Origin of the sequence: Pseudomonas sp. B21-035 (genome assembly GCF_024748945.1) — a bacterium.
Lineage (GTDB): Bacteria > Pseudomonadota > Gammaproteobacteria > Pseudomonadales > Pseudomonadaceae > Aquipseudomonas.
This window is the reverse complement of record NZ_CP087179.1, coordinates 1,725,338-1,740,286: the sequence shown is the minus strand read 5'-3', so window position 1 is coordinate 1,740,286 and position 14,949 is coordinate 1,725,338. Positions and strand designations below refer to the sequence as shown.

The 14,949-nt window shown below is 64.5% G+C and carries 14 protein-coding genes; 9 read left to right on the top strand and 5 right to left on the bottom strand.

What is annotated here, in order from left to right; translation table 11 throughout:
• The first annotated feature begins 30 nt into the window (after window positions 1–30).
• The 4 genes from LOY22_RS08075 (at window position 31) to LOY22_RS08060 (ending at window position 6,230) form a co-directional block, all read left to right on the top strand.
• Window positions 31–2,058, top strand: a complete 2,028-nt coding sequence (locus tag LOY22_RS08075; protein ID WP_258597087.1) for a mechanosensitive ion channel family protein — start codon at window positions 31–33, stop codon at window positions 2,056–2,058.
• A gap of 41 nt (window positions 2,059–2,099) precedes the next feature.
• Window positions 2,100–2,486, top strand: coding sequence for a DUF2946 domain-containing protein (locus LOY22_RS08070; protein ID WP_093385520.1), 387 nt, complete (start codon window positions 2,100–2,102; stop codon window positions 2,484–2,486).
• Window positions 2,487–2,587: 101 nt separating this feature from the next.
• Window positions 2,588–4,756: a TonB-dependent siderophore receptor gene (locus LOY22_RS08065; protein WP_045200383.1), complete on the top strand. Its 2,169-nt coding sequence runs from the start codon at window positions 2,588–2,590 to the stop codon at window positions 4,754–4,756.
• A gap of 10 nt (window positions 4,757–4,766) precedes the next feature.
• Window positions 4,767–6,230, top strand: a complete 1,464-nt coding sequence (locus LOY22_RS08060) for a PepSY domain-containing protein (RefSeq protein ID WP_258597084.1) — start codon at window positions 4,767–4,769, stop codon at window positions 6,228–6,230.
• 61 nt (window positions 6,231–6,291) lie between these two features.
• Here LOY22_RS08060 and LOY22_RS08055 read toward each other — a convergent pair whose 3' ends face one another.
• The gene (locus LOY22_RS08055) at window positions 6,292–7,221 is read right to left on the bottom strand and encodes a class I SAM-dependent methyltransferase (RefSeq protein WP_045200376.1); all 930 of its coding nucleotides are present in this window, start codon (window positions 7,219–7,221) and stop codon (window positions 6,292–6,294) included.
• Between the two features lie 64 nt (window positions 7,222–7,285).
• Entirely contained in the window at window positions 7,286–8,014 is a 729-nt protein-coding gene (locus LOY22_RS08050; RefSeq protein WP_258597082.1) for a bifunctional 2-polyprenyl-6-hydroxyphenol methylase/3-demethylubiquinol 3-O-methyltransferase UbiG, read from the bottom strand.
• Window positions 8,015–8,083: 69 nt separating this feature from the next.
• On the opposite strand from LOY22_RS08050, the gene LOY22_RS08045 reads away from it, so the two are divergent.
• Complete coding sequence (locus LOY22_RS08045; RefSeq protein ID WP_045200372.1) at window positions 8,084–8,776, top strand: alpha/beta hydrolase; 693 nt, start codon at window positions 8,084–8,086, stop codon at window positions 8,774–8,776.
• Here the strand turns inward: LOY22_RS08045 and LOY22_RS08040 are convergent.
• Window positions 8,763–9,668: a DMT family transporter gene (locus tag LOY22_RS08040; protein WP_258597080.1), complete on the bottom strand. Its 906-nt coding sequence runs from the start codon at window positions 9,666–9,668 to the stop codon at window positions 8,763–8,765. The two genes, LOY22_RS08045 and LOY22_RS08040, sit on opposite strands and share 14 nt — an antisense overlap.
• Window positions 9,669–9,799: 131 nt before the next feature.
• On the opposite strand from LOY22_RS08040, the gene LOY22_RS08035 reads away from it, so the two are divergent.
• On the top strand, window positions 9,800–10,237 hold the full coding sequence (locus LOY22_RS08035; protein WP_258597078.1) for an Lrp/AsnC family transcriptional regulator: 438 nt from the start codon (window positions 9,800–9,802) through the stop codon (window positions 10,235–10,237).
• Window positions 10,238–10,251: 14 nt separating this feature from the next.
• On the opposite strand, the gene LOY22_RS08030 is transcribed toward LOY22_RS08035, so the two are convergent.
• Window positions 10,252–11,163 (bottom strand): transporter substrate-binding domain-containing protein, encoded by a 912-nt coding sequence (locus LOY22_RS08030; RefSeq protein ID WP_258597076.1) that lies wholly within the window; start codon window positions 11,161–11,163, stop codon window positions 10,252–10,254.
• 35 nt (window positions 11,164–11,198) lie between these two features.
• Entirely contained in the window at window positions 11,199–12,440 is a 1,242-nt protein-coding gene (locus tag LOY22_RS08025) for a D-amino acid dehydrogenase (protein WP_258597074.1), read from the bottom strand.
• A 105-nt stretch (window positions 12,441–12,545) separates the two neighbouring features.
• Here LOY22_RS08025 and LOY22_RS08020 point away from each other — a divergent pair, with 105 nt between their 5' ends.
• The 3 genes from LOY22_RS08020 to LOY22_RS08010 are packed head-to-tail and all read left to right on the top strand — an operon-like array spanning window position 12,546 to window position 14,946.
• A complete protein-coding gene (locus LOY22_RS08020; protein ID WP_093387641.1) occupies window positions 12,546–13,469 on the top strand; it encodes a LysR family transcriptional regulator in 924 nt (307 codons plus the stop codon).
• Between the two features lie 44 nt (window positions 13,470–13,513).
• Window positions 13,514–14,263, top strand: coding sequence for a hypothetical protein (locus tag LOY22_RS08015; RefSeq protein ID WP_093385553.1), 750 nt, complete (start codon window positions 13,514–13,516; stop codon window positions 14,261–14,263).
• Window positions 14,260–14,946, top strand: a complete 687-nt coding sequence (locus LOY22_RS08010) for a hypothetical protein (protein WP_258597072.1) — start codon at window positions 14,260–14,262, stop codon at window positions 14,944–14,946. The genes LOY22_RS08015 and LOY22_RS08010 overlap by 4 nt, the downstream gene beginning before the upstream one ends.
• Window positions 14,947–14,949: the final 3 nt, after the last annotated feature.

Genomic DNA, 14,949 nt, shown 5'->3' with positions numbered 1-14,949 from the left:
TTCCGTCATCCACGGCTCAAGGAGTGCCCAGTGACCCGATCTTTACTCACCTTGCTGTTCAGTTGTCTGTTGAGCAGCCAGCTGTTCGCCGCCGAACCTTCGCCCGCCGCACCAACACCTGAACCTGAACCCGTGGTCCAGGGCGGCCTGCTCGGCGCCATTGCCGATGGCCTGGACGATGTCAGCCAGGAACTGGATATCGACAGCCACCTGTTCGACAGCTGGCGCCTGCGCGCCGACCGCGCCGTCAATGAAGTCGATCAACTGGTCAACCGCCACGCCGGTCGCGATGGCCTCGACCTGCTCGGCGATTTCGCCCTGCTGAGCATCACCTGGCTGGTCGCCTTCGCGGTGCTCACCAACCTCGGCCGCCTGCTGGCCCATCGCAGCAACAACAGCCGCCCGCTGCGCCAACGCCCGCGCCTGCAGAAACTGCTCGGCTACCTGCTGCCCTATACCCTGCCGGCCCTGGCCAGCCTGCCGACCACGCTGTACGTCAGCCACTATCTGGAGCCGTCGGTAGGCCGCGCCCTGGGCCTGAGCCTGGCCTATGCCACCAGCAGCGGTATCTTCTCGACATCGATCATCCTGTGCCTGATCACCCTGTTCGACACCGGCCACAAGCGCGCGGCGGTGCGCATCATTCGCCAGCTGGCGCCTCGGCCGCTGTTCATGATCGGCTTTCTGGCGGCCTGGAGCGATGCCCTGACCAGCCCGCAGATCGCCCGCCAACTGGGCGGCAACATCACCAGCAGCGTGGCGGTAATCACCGGCCTGCTGGCGACCCTGGCGTTCGCCGTCCTGGTGATTCGCCTGCGCCGCCCGGTGGCGCACCTGATCCGCAACCGCGCGCTCAAGGAGCGCTTGCAGCACCGCGCCGTGCAGGAAACCCTGCGGATCTTTTCCTGGCTCTGGTACCTGCCGATCCTGATGATGATCCTGGTCTCGGCCATCACCCTGATCGGCGCCGGCGAAGAGAGCCAGAAGGCCCTGCAAAACGCTTTGCTGACCACCATTTTGCTGATCGCCACGCTGTTTCTCAGCACCACCTTGCAGCACCTGTTCAAGGCCCACGACATCGAACCCGGGCAACGCCTGCGTCCGTACAAGGAACTGCTGCGCAACCTTGCCCACGCGCTGCTGCGCATCGCCATGGCAGTGGCCTTCATCGAGCTGCTGGGGCGCATCTGGGGCTTTTCGGTGCTCGACTTTGCCTTGCGCAATAGCCTGGGCCGGGCGATCAGTGATTCACTGAGCAGCATCGGCCTGATCCTGCTGGTCACCTGGCTGCTGTGGGTGGTGATCGACACGGCGATCCAGGAAGCCCTCAAGCCCACGGTCGGGCGGCGCTCGTCGCGCCAGCCGAGCACCCGGGTGCGGACCATCCTGCCGATGCTGCGCAATGCCATCAAGATCATCCTGGTGGTGATCTGCACCATCACCACCATGGCCAATCTGGGCATCAACGTCGCGCCCTTGCTGGCCGGCGCCGGGGTGGTCGGCCTGGCGATCGGTTTCGGCTCCCAGCAACTGGTGCAGGACGTGATCACCGGGCTGTTCATCCTCATCGAAGACACCATCGCCATCGGCGACTGGGTGGTGCTCGATTCCGGGCATGCCGGCACGGTCGAGAGCCTGACCATCCGCACCTTGCGCCTGCGTGATGGCAAGGGCTTCGTGCACTCGGTACCGTTCGGCCAGATCAAGGCGGTCACCAACCAGTCACGGCAGTTCGCCTATGCGTTCTTCTCGGTTCAGTTCAGCTACCAGACCGACGTCGACAGCGCGCTGAAACTGATCCGCGAAGTCGGCCAGTCGATCAGCGAAGACCCGCTGCTGCGCCACAGCCTGCAAGGGCCGCTGCAGGTGTTCGGGGTCGACAGCATGAACCTCAACGGCATCACTTTGACCGCGCAGTTTCGCACCAGCTCCGGCGGGCAATATGCGGTCAATCGCGCCTTCAACGAACGGCTGAAAAAGCGCGTCGACCAGACCGACGACGTGAGCTTTGCGCAATACAATCCGCCACCGCAAAAAGTCGCTGAAGAACCGGCCTGATTGCTTTAACCCCAGCGGCCATCGGTGCTAAAGTCGCGGCCATGAACCGCGCCCCCGCCGACCGCCCGCTGATTGCCTGGACCTTGTACTTCTGTGTCCTGTTCAATCTGTTCGCCTGCGGTATCGGTCACGGGCAGATGATGGGCCTGCAACTCAACGGTATCGGCGGCGCCTATTGTTCGGCCATGGGCAGCGCCGGGCCGACGCTGAAAAGCGATTTCGGCGATCAGACGGTGGCCGGCTGGGACAGCATGCAGACCTGCCCGGTGTGCGCTGCCGCCGTGGTCTGCCTGGGCCTGGTGCTGGTCATCGGCTGGCTGCTGGCGGTTACCCGGGTACGTCGCTATCACCGTGAACTGCGCAGCAAAGCGCCGCCGCGATATTGCTGGCCGGCCGCCAACCCCCGCGCCTCCCCGCTTCTGGCTTGAACCTCCTGGCAGCCGCTTGGGCTGCCCGAAACCGGCCGTTTTTTGCTGTGCCTGCCTGACAGGTGCAGGCGGCCGCTGGCTCAATTTCCAGAGTGTGATTCATGCCCTACTCCTATCGCCTTTACGGTTGCGCGGCGCTGCTGTGCGCGTTGCCCTTCCACGCTGTGGCCGAGGCGCCGCTGACCCTGCCCGACCTGCGTATCAACAGCCGCGCCGACGCCGAAGACGGCGTGCTGCTCGACACCCCGTCGCAAACCGCTTCGCGCCTTGGCCTCACCCCGCGGGAAACCCCGGCCTCGGTGAGCATCGTCAACCGCCAGCAGATCGAGCAACGCGGCGCGCAGACCACCCAGGACGCGCTTAACGGCGTGCCCGGCATGACCGCCGCCTCACCACCGGGTTCGGCAGGCTCGGTGGCTTACCGGGGGTTTTCCGGGGGGCAGATCACCCAGCTGTTCAACGGCATCAGCGTGCAGTACGACTCGGTTGCCGCGCGCCCGGTCGACAGCTGGATCTATGACCGCGTCGAAGCCGTCGGCGGGCCGTCGAGCTTCCTGTTTGGCGCTGGCGCCGTCGGCGGCTCGATCAACTACATCAGCAAACTGGCCAGCCGCGACGAGAACTTCAACGAAGGCAGAATCAAGTACGGCTCCTACGACAGCAGCGAGACCTCGTTCGGCTTCAACCATGCGCTCAACGACGGCGATGGCATCCGCAACTACGCACGCCTGGATTTCAGCCACAGCAAGAGCAACGGCTATGTCGATCGCGAAGAGCGCGATGCCTGGACCGTGGCGTTCTCGCTGCTCACCGACATCAACGACCAGCTGTCCCACACCCTGGCCGTGGAGTACCAGAACGAAACGGTCGACAGCCCCTATTGGGGCAGCCCGGTGCTCAACCCGCTGGGCGGCGAAATGAAGGTCGACGAGAGCCGCCGCTTCGAAAACTACAACGTCGAGGACGGCCGCTACGAGCAGCGCGTTCGCTGGCTGCGCTCAATCACCGAGTACCGCTTCAACGACAACACCTCGCTGCGCAACACCCTCTACCACTACAACACCGAGCGTGATTTTCGTAACCTCGAAACCTACGCCTACAATGCCGACAACAGCCGGGTCAACCGCTCCAACGCGCTGCTGCAACGCCATGACCAGGAGCTCAACGGCAACCGCTTCGAATTGCTGCACGAGGGCCAGTTGTTCGGCCTCAACAGCCAGTGGTCGGCGGGCCTGGACTACAGCCACAACGTGCAGATGACCTACCCGCGCTCGATCACCGGTATTTTCGACAGTGTCGATCCGGCCAGCTTCGAACCCGGGCATTTCTATGACCTGAAGGGCATGGTCCCGGGCTTTCAGAAGAACCGCGAGAACACCGTCGACACCTGGGCGGCGTTCGTCGAGAACCGCCTGCAACTGACCGAGCGCCTGTCGCTGCTGACCGGTTTGCGCTATGACCATATCGACCTCGATGTGCACAACTACCGCACGGTCGATGCCAACAACCCGCTGGACTTCCAGCGCAGCTACGAGCCCACCACCGGGCGCATCGGCCTGGTCTACGAGCTGACCCCGGCGGCCAACGTCTATGTGCAGTACAGCACCGCCGCCGACCCGCCCTCGGGCATGCTCAGCACAGCCAGTTTTGCCACCGTACGCGACTTCGACCTGAGCACCGGCAAGCAGCTGGAAGTGGGCAGCAAGTTCAGCTTCCTCGATGGCCGCGGCGCCGCCACCGTTGCCGCCTACCAGATCGAGCGCAAGAACCTCGCCACCGCCGATGCCGCCAACCCCAGCGTCACCCAGCCGGTGGGCAAGCAGACCTCGCGCGGGGTAGAAGTGGCCGCCTCGCTGCACGTCACACCGAAGCTGTTGGCCGAGGGCAACTTTGCCTACGTCGACGCCCAGTACGACGAGTTCAACGAGAACGTCGGCGGTCGCTCGATCTCGCGCAAGGGCAATACCCCGACCAACATCCCCGAGCGGGTCGCCAACCTGTGGCTGACCTACGACATCGACCCGAGCTGGCAAATCGGTGCCGACAGCCGCTACGTGTCTTCGGTGTATGCCGACGCAGCCAACACCCGCTACGCGCCGGCCTACACGATCTTCGGTGCCTTCGTCGGTTTCAAGGTCGATGACGACACGCGCATCACGGCCCGGGTGCGCAACCTGACCGACGAGGTGTATGCCCGCTGGACCTCCTCGAGCATGCTCTACCTCGGTGCCCCGCGCACCCTGGAGCTGGCCGTGCAGACGCGCTTCTAGGACGCCGCCGATGAAACGTTACCTGTACCTGTGGCACCGCTGGCTGGGCATCGGCTTATGCCTGTTCATGGCCCTGTGGTTCTTCTCGGGGATGGTCATGCTGTATGTCGGCTACCCCAAGCTGACCCCGCGCGAGCACTACGCTCACCTGCCGCAGTTGCGCGTTCAGGATTGCTGCGTCGACCTCGGCACTGCCCTGCGCAGTGCCGATGCCGAGCGCACCCCGGCCAGCATCCGCCTGAGCACGGTGGCCGGCACGCCGCGCTACCTGTTCAGCTATCCAGGCCGGGCCAGCGTGGCGGTGGACGCCCGCACGGGCCAGCGCCTGCATGCGATCGATCGCGAACAGGCCCTGGCCAGTGCGCATCAATACGATCCGCAGGCAACAGCCCGTTATGCCGGGGTGGTGACCGAAGACCTGTGGAGCCACTCGCGCGCCCTCGACGCCGAGCGCCCGCTGCAGCGGGTGCAGCTCGACGATGGCGCACGCACCCTGCTGTACATCTCCGGCCATACCGGCGAAGTGGTGCGCGATGCCAGCGCCCTGGAGCGCGGCTGGAACCTGGTCGGCGCCTGGCTGCACTGGCTGTATCCATTACGCGGCATTGGCGTCGACGGCCTGTGGAGCAACCTGGTGATCAGCCTGTCGCTGGCCGGTACGCTGATGGCGTTGCTTGGCGCGGTGATCGGGATCCTGCGCTGGCGCCTGCGCAAGCCCTACCGCAGTGGCTCGCGTTCGCCCTACCGGGGCTTTGCCCGCTGGCACCATATTGGCGGCTTGCTGTTTGGCGTGCTGGCGATTACCTGGATTTTCAGTGGCTTGATGTCGATGAACCCGTGGCGGCTGTTCAGCAGCTCAATGCCGTTGAATGTTGCGGCCTATCAAGGCGGGCCGTTGACCGCGGCGGCTTTTCCGCTGTCGGCCTCTGAGGCGCTGGCGCGGTTCGACCAGCAAGGTTTCAAGGCCCGTGAGCTGGAATGGCGCTTGATTGCGGGTGCGGGGTACCTGGTCGGTCATGATGGCGCCGGGCGCACGCGGGTGCTGTCGATGGCCGACGGCCAGGTGCTCGAACGCCTGCCGCGGGAGGTGCTGGAGCGCGCCGCACAAGCGATCCTGCCCCAGGGCCAGATGTACAGCGAGCAGCTTGAAGCCTACGACTTCTTCTACTACGCCCGGGCCGAGCAAAGCATGCTCGGCCACCTGGAAAAGCGCTTGCCAGTGTTGCGCGTACGCTTTGCAGACCCGCAACAGACCTGGCTGCACCTGGACCTGTACACCGGCGAGGTGCTGGGTGTACTGGACCAGCCGCGGCGCGTGTCGCGCTGGTTGTTCTCGTTGCTGCACAGTTGGGACTGGCTACCGCTGTTGCAACGGCGGCCATTGTGGGATGCCTGGATGATCGCCTTCAGCCTGGGCGGGCTGGTGCTCAGTGTCAGCGGTGTGGTGCTGGGCTGGCGGCGCTTAGCCAAGTAGGAGCGGGCTTGCCCCGCGATAGCATTCTGTCCGCCACATCGCATCGCGGGCAAGCCCGCTCCTACACAAGGGCCCTGAACACCAGCGCCTTCAAGCCACCCGCCGGATCGCTGTCGGGAAACTCCGGCGGGTTGGCCAGGCGTTCGACAAAGCTCAGCTCCGGTGCTTGCTCAGCCATGCCTTCGATGAGAAAGTCCGGGCCAACGGCCGGGTCGTTGACGCAGGCCAGCACCGTGCCGCCGGCGTTCAACAACTCCGGCAGGCGCCGCAGGATCTTGCGGTAGTCCTGGGTCAGGACAAAGCTGCCCTTCTGGAAGCTTGGCGGGTCGATGATGATCAAGTCATAGGGCCCGGACTTGCGCACCTTGCCCCACGACTTGAACAGCTCATGGCCAAGAAAACTCACCTTGCCCAGGTCATGGCCGTTGAGCCGATGGTTATCGCGCCCGCGGCTCAATGCCGAGCGCGCCATGTCCAGGTTGACCACCTGCTCGGCGCCACCGGCAATCGCCGCCAGCGAAAAACCGCAGGTGTAGGCGAACAGGTTGAGCACGCGCTTGCCCGCCGCCTGCTCACGCACCCAGCGCCGACCATAGCGCATGTCGAGGAACAGACCGGTGTTCTGCTTGAGGCCCAGGTCCAGCTGATAGCGCAAGCCGTCCTCATCGATCAACCAGTGCTCGCTGGGGGTACCCAGCAGCCACTGCCCGGGGCTGTCCGGCAGGTAGCGGTGCTGAATCAGAATGGCCTGGCCGCGCCAGCCTGGCGCCTGGGCAAGCGTCAGGAGCATCTGCTCCAGGGCCGGCAACTGGCCCTCGGGCGGCTGGCGAAACAGCGACACCAGCAACACCCCCTGCAGCCAGTCCACGGTGATCTGCTCAAGCCCCGGCCAGCAGCGCCCGCGGCCATGGAACAGGCGCCGGGTTTCGCTCGGCGCCGGGTCGAGGGCGGCGAGCAGGTGCTGCTGGAGGGTGTCGATCACAGAGGTCATGGGCAGATTCAATCGGGTAAAGCCGGCTATTCTACCCTGCCAGATCAGGTTCGACCCGCGCGATTCAACGGTGCGCAGCCACCAGACACAGCATGGGCCGTTCCTGCTCTTCGGCCAATGCCGGGCAGGCCTGGATCTGTTCAGCGCTCGGCCCCCACTCCTGTACATGGGCCAGAGTAAAACCGGCGCCAATCAGCTGATTGAGCAAGGTGCCCAGGGTGCGGTGGTACTTGATCACGCCATCGGCCAGCCAGTTGGTCACGCGCTGGCCCTCGTGCTGATAGCTGTCCACCGGCCAGGTCTTGCCGCCGTCCGCAGCGACGATCCAGCCAGGATTGCGCGAAGCCATGTAGATCGGATGCTCGATCGAGAACACCAGCCGTGCACCCGAGCGCAAGGCCGCGTGCACGCTGGCGAACAGGCGCGGCAGATCGTCAATGTAATGCAGGGTCAGGGAACTGTAGGCAAGATCGAAGGCGGCCTTGGGCAATTCCAGAGTGTCGAGGTCTTCGCGGGCGTAGCGGATGCGCGCATCGAGCGTGCTCGACCGCGCCTTGTCGAGCATCAGCGACGAGACGTCCAGGCCCAGCACCGAGGCTGCGCCCTGCTCCGCCGCCCAGCGGCAGAACCAGCCGTAACCGCAACCGAGGTCGACCACATCAAGGCCCTCCACTGGCGGCAACAGTGCTTGCAGTGCCGGCCATTCGGCAGCACCGGCCAGGCCTTCGCGCGAGCGCCCGAGCTGGCTGTAACCGTGGAAAAAATCCGGATTGTCGTAGATGTTCTGGGCCATCGGCGCGGTCCTTCATAAACAGGCACAAGCATCTACACTAGCATTCCACCCCTGTGCTGGAGAACGATCATGAGCGACACTCCGTCCATAGTCCTGGTCCATGGTTTCTGGGGCGGCGCCGCCCACTGGAGCCGGGTCATCCTCGAACTGTCACGCCTGGGCCACCGCAACCTGCATGCGGTGGAGATGCCCTTGACCTCGCTTGCCGATGACGCTGAACGCACGCGCAAGATGGTCGCCTCGATACCCGGCAAGGTGCTGCTGGTCGGCCACTCCTACGGCGGTGCGGTGATTACCCAGATGGGCAACCAGGCCAATGTCGCCGGCCTTGTGTACATCGCCGCCTTCGCCCCCGACAGCGGCGAAAGCCCCGGCGCCATCACCGCCAAGAACCCGCCGCAAGCGGCAGCCAACCTGCAACCGGATGGCGATGGCTACCTGTGGATCAAACCCGACAAACTGCACGAAAGCTTTTGCCAGGACCTGAGTAAGGATGAAGGGTTGGTGATGAGCGTGACCCAGAAGGCGCCACTGGCCAGCACCTTCGGTGACACCATCGGTGAGCCCGCATGGAAGCACAAACCCAGCTGGTACCAGCTCTCGACCCAGGACCGGATGATCCACCCGGACAACCAGAAACTCATGGCAGAACGCCTGCAGCCCAAGGAGCTGCTGACCCTGGAGGCCAGCCATGCCTCGCTGGTGTCCAGGGCCGCCGAAGTGGCCGCCCTGATCGATCGCGCAGCCGTCAGTCTGGCTTGACCGCCGGGGCCTTGAGCGCAGGCTTGAACCACCAGCCTTGCTGCATGCCGGCCGCGGCCAGCAGGATCGCGGCCACACCCAGCCATTGCAGCGGCGCCAGGCGATGGCCAAAGGCGAACCAGTCGACGAAAATCGCTGCGATCGGGTAGATGAACGACAGCGCCCCGGTCAAGGCGGTCGGCAGCTTCTGGATCGCGCCGTACAGCAGCACATACATCACCCCGGTGTGGACGATGCCAAGGGTCACCAGGCTGGCCAGCGCACCGACGTCGCCCGGCAGGCCACTGGTATTGGCCCAGGGCGCCAGCAGGAGGATGCCGGTGCACACCTGGATCAGCGCGATCAGGTGCGGCGGCGTGCCGCTCAGGCGCTTGATGATCAGCGCCGCCACGGCGTACAGAAACGCCGCGCCCAGGGCCAGGGCGATGCCCAGCAGGTAGTCGTTGCCAGTGCCATCCTGGCTGCCATGGGCACTGACGATCGCCAGCATGCCGGCAAAGGAGACCGCTAGCCAGAACAGCTTGGGCGCGGTGATTTTCTCACCGAGAAACAGCGCCGCCAGGCCCACCAGCATGAACGGCTGGACGTTGTATACCGCAGTGCTGATTGCAATCGAGGCGCGTGAGTAGGAGGCAAACAGCAGCACCCAGTTGCCGACGATGGCCACGCCGCTGAGTACCGCCAGGGCGAAGGTGGCCAGGGTCAGGATACCGGGCTTGAGAAAGCCCATGGCCAGGCAGATCAGCAGCAAGGTGCCAGCACCGAACACACAGCGCCAGAACACCACATCCAGTACCGGTTGCCCGGACACCAGCACGAACCAGCCAATGGTCCCGGATATCAACATCGCGGCGACCATCTCGAACGACCCACGGCGGATTGAACTGTCCATCACTCACCTCCTTGACGATGGGCAAATTATGGCAAGGGCAGCGGCGACCGTTCCAGTGGATAAAACAGGCTAGACTGACCTTGTACCTTTACTATCAAGGCAGTTTTTGCATTTTGCCTAACGAGGCCTGTATGACCGACGATATCGACCAACTGTTGATCCAGGCACTGATGGAAGACTCGCGGCGCTCGCTCAAGGCCCTGGCGCAGCTCAGCGGGCTGTCAGCACCGAGCGTCAGCGAACGCCTGCGCCGCCTTGAAGAGCGTGGCGTGCTCAAGGGCTACACGGTAGAGATCGACCCGCGCTGCTTCGGCTACCAGCTACAGGCCATCGTCCGCGTGCGGCCGCTGCCCGGGCAACTGCAGGAAGTGGAGCGGCAGATCATGGCCATCCCCGAGTTCACCGAGTGCGACAAGGTCACCGGCGATGACTGCTTTATCGCGCGCCTGCACGTGCGCTCGATGGAAGAGCTCGATACCGTGCTGGACAAGCTCAACAGCCACGCCGAGACCAACACCGCGATCGTCAAGAAGACCCCGGTGAAACGGCGCTTGCCGCCGATGGCCTGATAACAGCGCAGAAACTACTGCACCGGCTCACTCGACGGCCTGGCAATCAGGCCCTTCAGTTCACTGGTCATCGCAAACTCCAGATTCAGGCCATTGGGCGGGATCGGCTGCTGGAACCAGCGGTTGTAGATCGCCTCGATGCGCCCGCTGCGATAGACATCCGCCAACGCTTCATTGACCAGCGCCAGCAAGCCGTCATCGCCCTTGCGCACCATGCAGCTGTAGATCTCCTTCGATTGCGCCTCGCCCACCACCACCCAGTCGTGCGGATTGCGCGCCTTGGCCCGCTCGCCGTACAGCAGCGCATCATCCATGTAGAACGCCGCCGCGCGCCCGGACTGCAGCATCATGAACGCCTCGCCGTGGTCCTTGGCACTGATCACCGAAGCCCCCAACTGGTGCTCCAGATTGTAGTTCTTCAGGTACTTCTCGTTGGTGGTGCCGGCGGTGCTGACCACATTCTTGCCCTTGAGGTCATCCAGGCCCTGGATGCCGCTGTCTTTTTTGGTCAGCAACTGGCCTTTGACGAAAATAAAGCCATAGGAGAAATCCACCTGCTTCTGCCGCTCGGCGGTGACCCCGGTGGTGCCGCACTCCAGATCGACCGTGCCGTTCTGCACCAGCGGGATGCGCGTCTGCGAAGTCACCAGGTTGTAGCGCACCTTGAGCGGCGGCACCGCCAGCTTGGCCTGCAGGTGCTTGACGATCTCAGCCGCAAGATCGACCGAATAGCCCATGGGCTTGCCGCTGTGGTCGCCCACATAAGAAAACGGAATGGACGAGTCGCGATAGCCGAGGGTGATGCTGCCGGATTCGGCGATTTTCTTCAGGCTGCCGCTGAGCGCCGGCGTTTGCGCCAGCAGCGGCTGGGCAAAACACAATGACAGGGCAAGCAGAGCAGGACGGTGCAAACGGGGAATCGACATCGGGACACTCCTTGCGGTTGTTGTTCTTGTTCGGTTCAGGCCGCCCGTGGGGTCAGGCCGTGCAGGTCGATTGACGGCGCGCGACCCGCGATCAGTTCGGCCAACAGCTGGCCACTGGCGCAGGCCAGGGTGAAGCCCAGGGCGCCGTGGCCAAGATTGAGCCACAGGTTGCGGTACGCCGTGGCCCCGAGCAACGGTACGCCGCTGGGGGTGGCCGGGCGCATGCCGGCCCATTCGCGGGCCTGGGCGTAGTCGGCGGCATCGGGCAAGGTCGCCCCGGCCAACTGGCGCATGCTGGCCAGCCGCGCCGGATCGAGCGATTCATCAAAGCCGACGATGTCGACCATGGCGGCGACGCGCAGTTGGTCTTCGAGGCGGGCATAGACGATTTTGCGATCGTAGTCGGTGATGCTTACCTGCGGTGCCCGCTGCCCGGCCATGATCGGTGCGGTCAGGCTGTAGCCCTTGAGCGGATAGATCGGCAACTGCAGCCCCGGCAGGCCGAGGCTGGCGCTGCGGTGCCCGGCGCACAGCACCAGGCGCTCCACCGGCACGACCTGCTCGCTCAGCTCCAGCGCCTGCACTACCCCACCACTGTGGCGGATGCGCGTCACTGCCTGCCCGAGCATCAGGCGGCATTGCCCCGACGCCTGCAGGCGCTCGACCAGGGCCAGGCAGAAACGATGACAATCGGCGACCTCTTCATCCGCGGTGAACACCCCGCCAATGAACGGCGCATCGGCCAGGGCCGGTTCCAGCGCGCGGATCTCCTGCGCATCCAGCACCTGCTGGCCCTGCGGGTCGAGCAGGTGCTGGCGGGCATGGGCAAAGGTTGCGCGATTACGAAAGGTCACCAGCTTGCCATTGCGCCGCCAGGCAAAGCCGTCCAGGCCATCGTCCTCGCGCCATTGCTTGAGCGTACCCTGGCTGTGCAAGGCCAGGCGCAGCAGATGTGCGGCATTGGTGCGATTGACCGAACTGCGACACGCCGCCATGAACGCGCCCATCCAGCGCCACTGCGCCAGGTCCAGGCGCGGGCGTAACTTGAGCGGTGACTCGCTGCGCAGCAGCCAGCCCAGCGCCTGCAACGGCACCCCGGCATCGGCCAGCGGCGCGACATAGCGATAGGACAACTGCCCGCCATTGGCAAAGCTGGTGCCGCCCGCCAGGCCCTCGCGTGCCTCGACCAGATCGACGGCAAAGCCTTCGCGCACCAGCGCGTAGGCCGTTGCCAGACCAATCACGCCGCCGCCGATCACCGTTACCCGCTGTGCCATGTGCTTTCATCCGCCAATCTGAAGGCCTTCAGACTAGGCCCGGTGACAGCCTGACGATAATGAATAAAAATGGGCAGACCATAAACAAAGGTTATGGGCTACCCCATGCGCTTGCGTCATATCGAAGTGTTCCAGGCCATCCGCCAGACCGGCTCCATCAGCGGTGCCGCGCAGTTGCTGCACGTCACCCAGCCGGCTGTGTCGAAGATACTCCAGCACGCCGAAGCGCAGCTGGGTTTCCCGCTGTTCCTGCGGGTGCGCGGCAAGTTGCAGATCACCCCCGAGGCCCTGGCCCTGGAACGCGAAGTCGACAAGGTCAGCGACAGCGTTGAAGGGGTGCGGCGCCTGGCCGCCAGCCTGCGCCGGCAACCGGGCATGCGCCTGCGCATCGGGGCGACGCCGGCGCTGGCCCTGGCGCTGTTTGCGCCGGTGATCCGCCAATGGGCCGAGCGCCACCCGCAGTCCGAATGCGAACTGTCGAGCCTGCACAGCCGCGAGCTGGTGCAGCAGTTGCTGATGCGCGAAATCGATGTCGCCCTGACCTTGCGCCACCCCGAACACCCTGGCCTGAATGTCCAGCCCCTGGCCCACGGCAAGCTGGTGGCACTGGCCCCCAAAGGCTACTGGAGCGCAGACAGCCAGGGCTTGGCGCTGGCAGTTGAAGAACTGGCCGATGCGCCCTTGATCGGCCTGAGCAGCAGCGACCCGCTGGCCGCCCAGGTCGGCCAGTACCTGAAGAACCTTGAGCCGGCGCCGCGCACCAGCATCCGGGTGCAGACCTACTCCCTGGCCCGGGCCATGGTCGAATCCGGAGCCGGGCTGGCCTTGATCGATCCGTTCACCGCCCAAGGCTCGGCGCAAACGCTGGTGCGGCCGTTGGACCCGGCCTTGCCGATTACCCTGTACGCCCTGACCCGCGCCAACGAAAGCCAGCCGCACACGCTCGACGACCTCTTGCAACTGTTCAGCGAACGGGCCGAAGAACAGATCGCCCACGTCAGCCGCGCGTCTCGCCTTGAAAAGCGCTGACAAGCAGCCCATCCTTGCGCCCCCACCTTTGCAAGGATCGCAGCATGGTTCGACTTTTCATTGCGTTTGCCGCGCTGTTCGCCAGTGCCACCGTCCTGGCCGTGCCGCCCGTGCACGTCTATCGCGGCACCCAGGGCGACACCGCCATTGAAGTCGCCCTGACCTACGACGCCCAACACAAGACCCTCGAGGGTTACTGGCTTGATGAACAGCGCCAGTGGCTGATCCCCCTTGAGCGCACGCCCCATGACTATCGCTTGCCGCTGTTGATCAACATCTTCAACAACCCGGAGCTGCCGTCCGCTGCACTGCTGATTCAGCCGTTTGCCTTCAGCCACGACCGCGAGCTAACCGGCACCCGGGTTGATCTGCGCAACCGCGAACGACAGGCGCTGGCGCTCAAGCGCGTGACCCGCTTCAGCGACCGTCAGGATTCGTCCTGGCAGGGCGAACTGCTGCAACTGCCGCTGGACGGCCGCCGGCTATTTCGCGTGCATGCACACAAGGCCGCCGGCGAGTATGTCGGCACCATCGATCGCATCACTGTCCTCGATCGCACCAGCGGCCAGCCGGTGCAGGTCATCGATAACCTGGCGCTGTTTTTCCAGGGCACTGCGAGCCTGAGTTTTGCCGACTTCAACGCTGACGGTGTGACCGATTTCAAGGCCATCCCGGTCGGGCAATTGGCCAGCGGCGGTGCTGCAGGGCAAGACCCGCAGTACTACGTGTATCAAGCCGACAGCAATCGCTATGAGCTCAAGACCGAGCAACAAGCCAGGGAGCGCAACCAATGAACACCTTGGGCAAATGCCTGCTGGGCGCCGGGTTGCTCGGCCTGAGCCTGGGCGCCCAGGCTTACCAGTCCGTTTACCAGGGCACCCTGGGCAAGCAGGCGATCACCCTGGTGATCGAGAAAACCAATGACTACAAGCACGGTTTCTACTTTTACGACCGCTACCGCACGCCGATCCGCCTCAAGCGCTCGGTCAACGCCGGCCGCCAGTTGTTCATGGACGAACTGGACAGCGCCGGTCTGCCCACCGCTCGGCTGAAGTTCTACAACCCCGATGACAACGCCGCCACCAAGCCGATACTCGGCACCTGGACGGCCTACGCCAATGCCCGGCAACTTCCCCTGGAGTTGCGCCTGATAGCGGACTTCGGTCATCAACAGGTCTGGCCTGCCGGCACTGCGTCACTGCCCCAGGCGGCCTCTACCGAGCGTTTCTATTTCCAGATTCCGCTGGCCGATGACCACGACCGGGTGAAGACCATCGAGGTCATCGACAAGGCCAGCGGCAAGCGCGTGCAAACCCTCGACGTAGGCCTGCCCGGTTGCTACAGCCAGGGTATCGACAGCGTCAAGGTGCGTCTTGAAGGCGGCAGTACCCAGGTGCTGCTAGAAGCCAACAGCTATTGCCTGGGCAAGGTGTTTGAATGGCGCGAGGCCAAGGGGCAGTTCGAAGCGCTGAACTGAGTA

Coding starts and splice junctions, on each gene's coding strand:
- LOY22_RS08070 (WP_093385520.1), top strand. CDS start 2,100: ATGAACCGCGCCCCCGCCGACCGCCCGCTGATTGCCTGGACCTTGTAC.
- LOY22_RS08065 (WP_045200383.1), top strand. CDS start 2,588: ATGCCCTACTCCTATCGCCTTTACGGTTGCGCGGCGCTGCTGTGCGCG.
- LOY22_RS08060 (WP_258597084.1), top strand. CDS start 4,767: ATGAAACGTTACCTGTACCTGTGGCACCGCTGGCTGGGCATCGGCTTA.
- LOY22_RS08055 (WP_045200376.1), bottom strand. CDS start 7,221: ATGACCTCTGTGATCGACACCCTCCAGCAGCACCTGCTCGCCGCCCTC.
- LOY22_RS08050 (WP_258597082.1), bottom strand. CDS start 8,014: ATGGCCCAGAACATCTACGACAATCCGGATTTTTTCCACGGTTACAGC.
- LOY22_RS08045 (WP_045200372.1), top strand. CDS start 8,084: ATGAGCGACACTCCGTCCATAGTCCTGGTCCATGGTTTCTGGGGCGGC.
- LOY22_RS08040 (WP_258597080.1), bottom strand. CDS start 9,668: ATGGACAGTTCAATCCGCCGTGGGTCGTTCGAGATGGTCGCCGCGATG.
- LOY22_RS08035 (WP_258597078.1), top strand. CDS start 9,800: ATGACCGACGATATCGACCAACTGTTGATCCAGGCACTGATGGAAGAC.
- LOY22_RS08030 (WP_258597076.1), bottom strand. CDS start 11,163: ATGTCGATTCCCCGTTTGCACCGTCCTGCTCTGCTTGCCCTGTCATTG.
- LOY22_RS08025 (WP_258597074.1), bottom strand. CDS start 12,440: ATGGCACAGCGGGTAACGGTGATCGGCGGCGGCGTGATTGGTCTGGCA.
- LOY22_RS08020 (WP_093387641.1), top strand. CDS start 12,546: ATGCGCTTGCGTCATATCGAAGTGTTCCAGGCCATCCGCCAGACCGGC.
- LOY22_RS08015 (WP_093385553.1), top strand. CDS start 13,514: ATGGTTCGACTTTTCATTGCGTTTGCCGCGCTGTTCGCCAGTGCCACC.
- LOY22_RS08010 (WP_258597072.1), top strand. CDS start 14,260: ATGAACACCTTGGGCAAATGCCTGCTGGGCGCCGGGTTGCTCGGCCTG.